This window comes from Protofrankia sp. Cr2 (assembly GCF_963555885.1).
Classification (GTDB): Bacteria; Actinomycetota; Actinomycetes; order Frankiales; family Frankiaceae; genus Protofrankia.
Map to the genome: position 1 here is coordinate 1190 of NZ_CAUVXG010000101.1, position 6281 is coordinate 7470.

Below are 6281 nucleotides of genomic sequence, written 5' to 3' on the forward strand. Positions count from 1 at the left end.
TGGCAGGCCCGGACCACCCTGTGGGGGGCCGGCCCACCATCGTCTTCCGCCGGTGGTGGCGTCGATTGCCCGTTGCGTTTCCCCGGCCAGTACCACGATCCTGAAACCGGCGCGAACTACAACGTCCACCGCTACTACGACCCCGAGACCGCCCGGTATGACTCCACCGACCCCCTCGGCCTCACTCCCGCACCCAATCCCCACACCTATGTCCACAATCCCCTGGGCTGGCTCGACCCCCTCGGCCTCGCGCCGTGCCCACGCCTGGTACAAGCCGGCGAGGATCTCGCTAATCGTGTGGGGAAGAACCGGGTAACGATCGGGATGGGGAATAGGCGTTATACCATCGACCTTCGCGGACGGCCGCACTTCGAGAAATCGATTAACCAGCACGTGGACACACCTCATGTCAAGGAGTATGAACTACATGTCGGGCCAGATGGTCGAGGCGCATGGCGAGGGGGAGCGGTCAGGGAGGCGACCTGGGATGACATTAGATTAGTGAGGAAGTATCTCGACGGAGTGGGTCTGTAGGAGGCAGGAAAGAGGTGGTGATATTTCACGGTCTAGAGTCGTGGTTTGACACCTTTCCTAGAGTCGATTTTCGGACATCCGAAGGACTCGTGGATTTGCACAACAATGCCGTTCTCGAGAAGATCTCATTTTTTATTGCCGACATGACTTTGGTTTTCGGGTTTCGCTATTGTAGAGACTGGCGCGAAATCGATTTGTTGGGTAGTCCGGTAGACCTTGAATTTGGTAACGTAACTAATCTCCGAATAACTCAGGCTAGCGACTACGATGTGCGATCGGCTGGCACGCTTGAAGGTATAATTCGTGAAATCCAGTCAGAAGAATCCAGGTTCATCGTCGATGTCGGCGATGTGAAATGTGAGTTCAATGCCCAATCTGTTGCGTTGCGAATGCGCTGACGAGGCTTTGGCCAGGCATACTGAAGTCATCCAGAAATAATTCCTGTTTTCTTGATTCTATCAAACGTGAGGCGGCGCTCAGGAGCCAGAATGAAATAACTTGCATTTTTGATCCTCTCGCAGGCATGTGACCTGCGAAGATGCTATTCGACGGGTATTTGTTATTTCATTACGGCTCCTCAGCGTATTCTTCGTTGAGTTTCTGTAGACCAACGACCGCCTGAATATCGGTGTCGGTACGACTCAGGTCACTTCGGTATCGGGTCGCCATGATGCGCCAGTTCTTCAGGTGTGCAATCGCCCACTCCACCGCGACCCTGATCTTGGAGAGTCGCGTGTTGAACTCCTTATCCGCATCGGTGAGGTCAGCCCCAGGTTTTTTCTTGACCAAACTGATCGCGGAAGAACCCTGATAGCCCTTGTCGCCAATCAGGCCACCGGAGTACTCCACCAATCGCGCTAACTCGGCCTCACTGAAGCACCTCATGTCGTGCCAGCTTCCGAGGAACGCCCGGCTTACGCCGAGGATACGGGGCTCTCCGCAGTTGGCCAGAGGTCGTAGTCGTCTGATTACGTGGCGGTCGCGTCGGCGGTTACGGTCGGTCGCCACTGCGGGCGGGCGGCGCGGGAGGCGGTGTACCGGGCCCGGAGTTGCTGGTTGGCGACGTTGGTCATCCCGAACGCCACCCGGTAGATCAGCTTCGTGAGGCGGTTGACGCCCTCGGCGGCCGCGTTGGAGATCCCGTGGTAGACCGCGTTCGTGATCTCCTCGAGCCAGTTGTCGATGGTCTCGGTCGCGGTGACGAGCTCGGGGATGCCGCTGCCGAAGGTCGCGACGTAGTCGAAGAACCGGAACAGCGCGTGCGCGATCTCGGTGCGGGTGATCGGCTGGCGGGTCCGTGACGGGGAGAGCGCGAGCACCCTGAGTAGCAGGTTCTTCGCGGTCCAGGACACGCGCAGGTCGTAGGCGGCGTCGCCGTCGATCGCGATGAGCTCGCCGAGCCCGTCGAGGATCTTCCGTCGGCCGCGGTCCGAGAGCCGGCCGGGCCCGTAGCGCAGCGCGTTCGTGAGCTGGTACTCGACGTCGGTGGCGCGGCCGCGCCGGCCGTGGAGCTGGTGGCTGATGCGTCGTCGCACGTCATCGCACATCTTGCCCAGGTGCTGGGCCACGTGGAAATGGTCAACCGCGACGATCGCGTGCCCGAGCGCCTCCCGGGCGACGGCCCGGTAGGTGGTCGACATGTCGATCGTGACCGCCCAGATCCCGTCGCGCCAGGCCGCCGGCCGGGCCCGGATCCAGGCGATCACGGGGGCCTTCGTCCGGGTCTCGACCACGCCGAGCAGGCCGTGCCCACCCGCGGAGTCGATCAGCACGGTCTGCCAGCGGTCGGCCTCGGGTTCCCACCCGCCCTCGTCGCCGCGGCGGTAACGCGGTTTCCCGCGGCGCTGGTCGTCGAGCCCGAGAACGCCCGTCGCGGGCAGCGGGCCGAACACCGACCGCAACCGGCGCCGGTTCTCCTGCTCGTCCGCCGGCTCGGTCCCGGGCTCGTCCGCCGACGGCGACGCGCCGGCCGTGACCAGCACCGGCACCTCCTGCGCCCGCTCGCGCGCGGCCGGGCCGGCGGCCGGCTCGTCGGCGAGGCCGGGGCCGGCGAGGACCGCGGCGCACGGGTCACCGGCCACCTCCTGGTCGCTGACCGTGATGCCTGCCCGTTCGGCGAGCCCGACGAACGCGCCGTGCGCCGTGTGCCAGGCCACCCGCGCCCACCGCGCGGCCACCTCGACGGACAGCACGCCATCACCGACCAGATGCCCGAGCGTGTCGAGCGCGGACAGCGTCACCCGCCCGCCCGGCGCGGTGAACCCGGCCGGTTCGACGAACGACTCCCGCTCACAGGCCTCGTTCCCGCAGGCCAGGACCCGTTTGTCGAGCGTCACCCGCAGCGGCACCACCACGAAGTGCCGGGCCGTGTGGCCGACCCGTTCCTTCACGCGTACCGTCACGGCCCCGCAACCGGGACAGCGACACTCCCTCTCCGGCGCGGTCACCACATGCAGTGCCGCCGAACCATCCGCCTCGAACTCCAACACCTCGGCCACGAACCCCGGCAACCCCAGCACTGCCGCCACCGCACGACCAGCCGTACCCTCGAACAACGACGCACCCGTTCTTCCGGCGATCACGGACCTTCGACAAGTCGCGATCTTCCCGGATGGGCGGGTACGTCCTTTTCACGACCCCAGACATGTCACGTTCCGTCACAATGACAGGTCACGGATGGTCAGCCATCAAACACGACCTCTGGCCAACTGCGGAGAGCCGGGATGATGCGTACGTTCCAGGTGCTCGATCCCTCCCATCCCAGCTACGCCAACATTGTCAGCAGGTTTTAGATGGCTTCGTCAGATGGCAGCGATACCAGATGTCGGGTTTGCGGCCTTGATTTGGGCGAACCCCCATGGGGGCCAGCTGGTTCGAGTCCCACCTATATCATCTGTTGGTGCTGTGGCGCAGAAGCGGGTGTGGACGAGATTACTCGAGAATCGGCACTGTATTTTCGAAAAAAATGGATCGATTCCGGTGCGCAGTGGTTCAGTCCGAGGGAGCGCCCTGTTGGCTGGGATTTGCAAGAACAGATAACTCATATTCCAGCTTGCTACACGTGAAGAGATAGTCGCACAATCGGGGTAGAAGGGCTGGGACGAAGCGCTTGAGGTTTTCGGGCGGTGCTCGCCGCTGACCGTGAACGTGGGGACACGGCCGTCCCCGGAGATGGTGATCGGCGTTTGTTTGTTGTTAGGTACGGTTTTTGGCCGGATAGGCGTACCTGACGACAAACTCGCGCCGATCTTGTCGACGGACGGTACCCGCCGATGCGCGCCATCGGCTGCCGGCGAAGGGTTGATAATCGTCACGTAGTCCGGTGGGGCGACGCAGCCGGTGGGTTAGTGGTCGGCGCTGGTCACGACGGTGCGGAGGTCCGCAGGCCGACGGCCTCTGCTGCAGCGATCATCCGTTTGTCGTAGGTGATGAGGTGGTGGAGGCTGTCGCCGGCGAGGAGCGCGGTGGCCAGATGGATGGCGTCCAGCGAGCGGAGCACCGCTGGGGGCACAGCGCGCGCAAGGTCGAGGACTGTCGCCGTCACCGAGACGGCGGGGATGGCGCTGTCGCCGATCTCGATGCGGTCTGACCGGCGGATGGCACGGGCTGCGACGTCCGCCGCGCCGATCGCCGTCAGAGCGCGCGCGGCCTCGACGGTGGTCAGCGCAGACGTGAGAAGATCGTGGTCGGGGTGTGCGTCGAGATGCTCGACCAGCGCGTCCGTTTCCGTCTCACGGCGGAGGAGCTTGATGACCGCGCTGGTATCCAGATAGATCACTAACGTTCGTCCTCGCGCATGTCGAGCAGAACGTCTGTGGCGGTCCTGCCCGCCGGGACCGAGGGTAGGTCTCGTGCGGCGCTCGCCACGGCCGCGGCCTTGGCGTAGCCCGACGGGGGCGGTTCAGGGATGAGGCCGTCCCGTACCCAGCGGGCGAGCAGGCGCTGGGTACGGGCGATAGGAATGATCTCTGCGATCGGTTCCCCGTCACGCGTCACAATCAGCCGCTCGCCGTGCTCGACGCGGTCGAGCACGCTTGCCGCGCGGCGACTGAGATCGCGAGCGTTGATCGACGCCTGCCCAGCTGTCATGTCAGACATGATTGACTTCTGTCAGGCGCAGTGTCAAGCGCCTATTGGCTGGGGTAGTCCATGATCGCGATCACGATCGGGCGTTGCTCGATACAGCCGATGAGCACACGGTGCGTTGTCACGGCGTGCATCTGTTGCTGGCGGTGATGATCGGCGTTTGTTTGTCGTTAGGTACGGTTTTCGGCCGGATAGGCGTACCTGACGACAAACTCGCGCCGATCTTGTCGACGGGTGGTATGCGATGGCGTGCGGTGTCCGCCATCGGGATACGTAGGGTTACATGATCGGTATTCCAGGGTGGGGTTCGTGACTCCATCCCAGTGAACTACAGTCGACTGTAGTTCGAGTGGGAGGAGTGCTGGATGGCTGTGGGCGGATTCGTCGGTCGGACGGCGGAGCTTGCCCGGCTGGACGCTCTGCTGGCGCGAGTCGGGGACGTTCGGCGTGATCTTCCCGGGGTGGCGGTGCTGCTGCGGGGGCGGCGGCGGGTCGGCAAGTCCCGGCTGGTCCAGGTGTTCTGCGAGCGAGCTGGCGTCCCGTCGGTGTTCTTCCAGGCGAGCCAGGGCGCTGATCCGGCGGCCGAGCGGGTCGCGTTCGCCACCGCCGTGGGCGAATCGGAGCTGTCGGGCCGGGATCTGTTCGCCGACGGTACGGTGCTGCCGACCTGGACGGCGGTGTTCCGTCAGCTCGCCGCGGCGCTGCCCGCCGACTCCCCGAGCATCGTGGTCATCGACGAGTTGCCCTGGCTGATCGACGCCGACCCCACTCTGGAAGGAACGTTGCAGACGGCGTGGGACACGTTGCTCGCACGCAAACCGGTGCTGTTGGTGCTCATCGGTTCGGATCTGGCCATGATGGAACGTTTGGACGACTACCGGCGTCCGTTCCACCAGCGCGGGACGGTCATGGTGTTGCCTGCGCTGAACCCGGCCGAGGTCGGTTCGATGCTCGATCTGCCGGCGGCTGAGGCGATCGATGCGTATCTTGTCACCGGTGGGTTGCCGTTGATCTGCCAGGAATGGCGTCCGGGGGAGTCCGTCGAGAATTTTCTCGGCGAATCGCTGGCCGATCCGACCGCCGCGCTGTTGGTTTCGGGTGAACGCTCCCTCGCCGCCGAGTTCCCCGGTTTTCTTCAGGCCCGGGCGGTGCTTACCGCGATCGGGAACGGTGAACGGACGTGGAGCGGTGTTCGCGCGGCGATGTCCGCCGGGGTTGAGCCGATGGCGGCCAGCTCACTGACCAATGCCCTACGTCTACTTGAAGCCAAACGGGTGGTCGCTGTCGATACTCCGTTGTCGGTCAAACCCGCTGATAAGGACCGGCGTTATCGGGTGGCCGACCCGTACCTGCGTTTCTTTCTGGCGTTCGTCGAAGCGGGGCTGCCCTTGGTCGAGCGTGGACGTGCCGACTTGTTGTTGCGCAGGGTACGGCGTTCCTGGCCGGCCTGGCGTGGCCGTGCGGTCGAACCGGTGATCCGGGAGGCGTTGCTGCGTATCGCTCCGGAGCTCGGCTGGCCGGAGGTCGAGGCTGTCGGTGGATGGTGGAACCGGCAGAACAATCCCGAGATCGATCTGGTCGGTGCCGACCGTCAGGGCGCCGCCGCCCGGATTCTGTTTACCGGCAGTATCAAATGGCAGACCGTGAAGCCTTTTGACCGA

The 6281-nt window shown here is 64.2% G+C and carries 7 protein-coding genes; 3 read left to right on the forward strand and 4 right to left on the reverse strand.

What is annotated here, in order from left to right:
• On the forward strand, positions 1-534 hold a 534-nt coding region (locus U9978_RS23475), incomplete at its 5' end, for an RHS repeat-associated core domain-containing protein (protein WP_322763321.1).
• Between the two features lie 89 nt (positions 535-623).
• On the forward strand, positions 624-932 hold the full coding sequence (locus tag U9978_RS23480) for a hypothetical protein (RefSeq protein WP_322763322.1): 309 nt from the start codon (positions 624-626) through the stop codon (positions 930-932).
• Positions 933-1101: 169 nt separating this feature from the next.
• Here U9978_RS23480 and U9978_RS23485 read toward each other — a convergent pair whose 3' ends face one another.
• From U9978_RS23485 to U9978_RS23500, 4 genes are all read right to left on the reverse strand, one after another.
• On the reverse strand, positions 1102-1542 hold the full coding sequence (locus U9978_RS23485; protein ID WP_322763323.1) for a transposase family protein: 441 nt from the start codon (positions 1540-1542) through the stop codon (positions 1102-1104).
• A complete protein-coding gene (locus tag U9978_RS23490) occupies positions 1503-3116 on the reverse strand; it encodes a transposase (RefSeq protein WP_322763324.1) in 1614 nt (537 codons plus the stop codon). The genes U9978_RS23485 and U9978_RS23490 overlap by 40 nt, the downstream gene beginning before the upstream one ends.
• A gap of 779 nt (positions 3117-3895) precedes the next feature.
• Complete coding sequence (locus tag U9978_RS23495) at positions 3896-4312, reverse strand: type II toxin-antitoxin system VapC family toxin (protein ID WP_322763325.1); 417 nt, start codon at positions 4310-4312, stop codon at positions 3896-3898.
• Positions 4312-4632, reverse strand: coding sequence for a type II toxin-antitoxin system prevent-host-death family antitoxin (locus tag U9978_RS23500; protein WP_322763326.1), 321 nt, complete (start codon positions 4630-4632; stop codon positions 4312-4314). The genes U9978_RS23495 and U9978_RS23500 overlap by 1 nt, the downstream gene beginning before the upstream one ends.
• Before the next feature lie 353 nt (positions 4633-4985).
• Here U9978_RS23500 and U9978_RS23505 point away from each other — a divergent pair.
• Positions 4986-6281 (forward strand): ATP-binding protein (locus U9978_RS23505; protein WP_322763327.1); only part of this gene is annotated, 1296 nt, incomplete at its 3' end.

Coding starts and splice junctions, on each gene's coding strand:
- U9978_RS23500 (WP_322763326.1), bottom strand. CDS start 4,632: ATGTCTGACATGACAGCTGGGCAGGCGTCGATCAACGCTCGCGATCTC.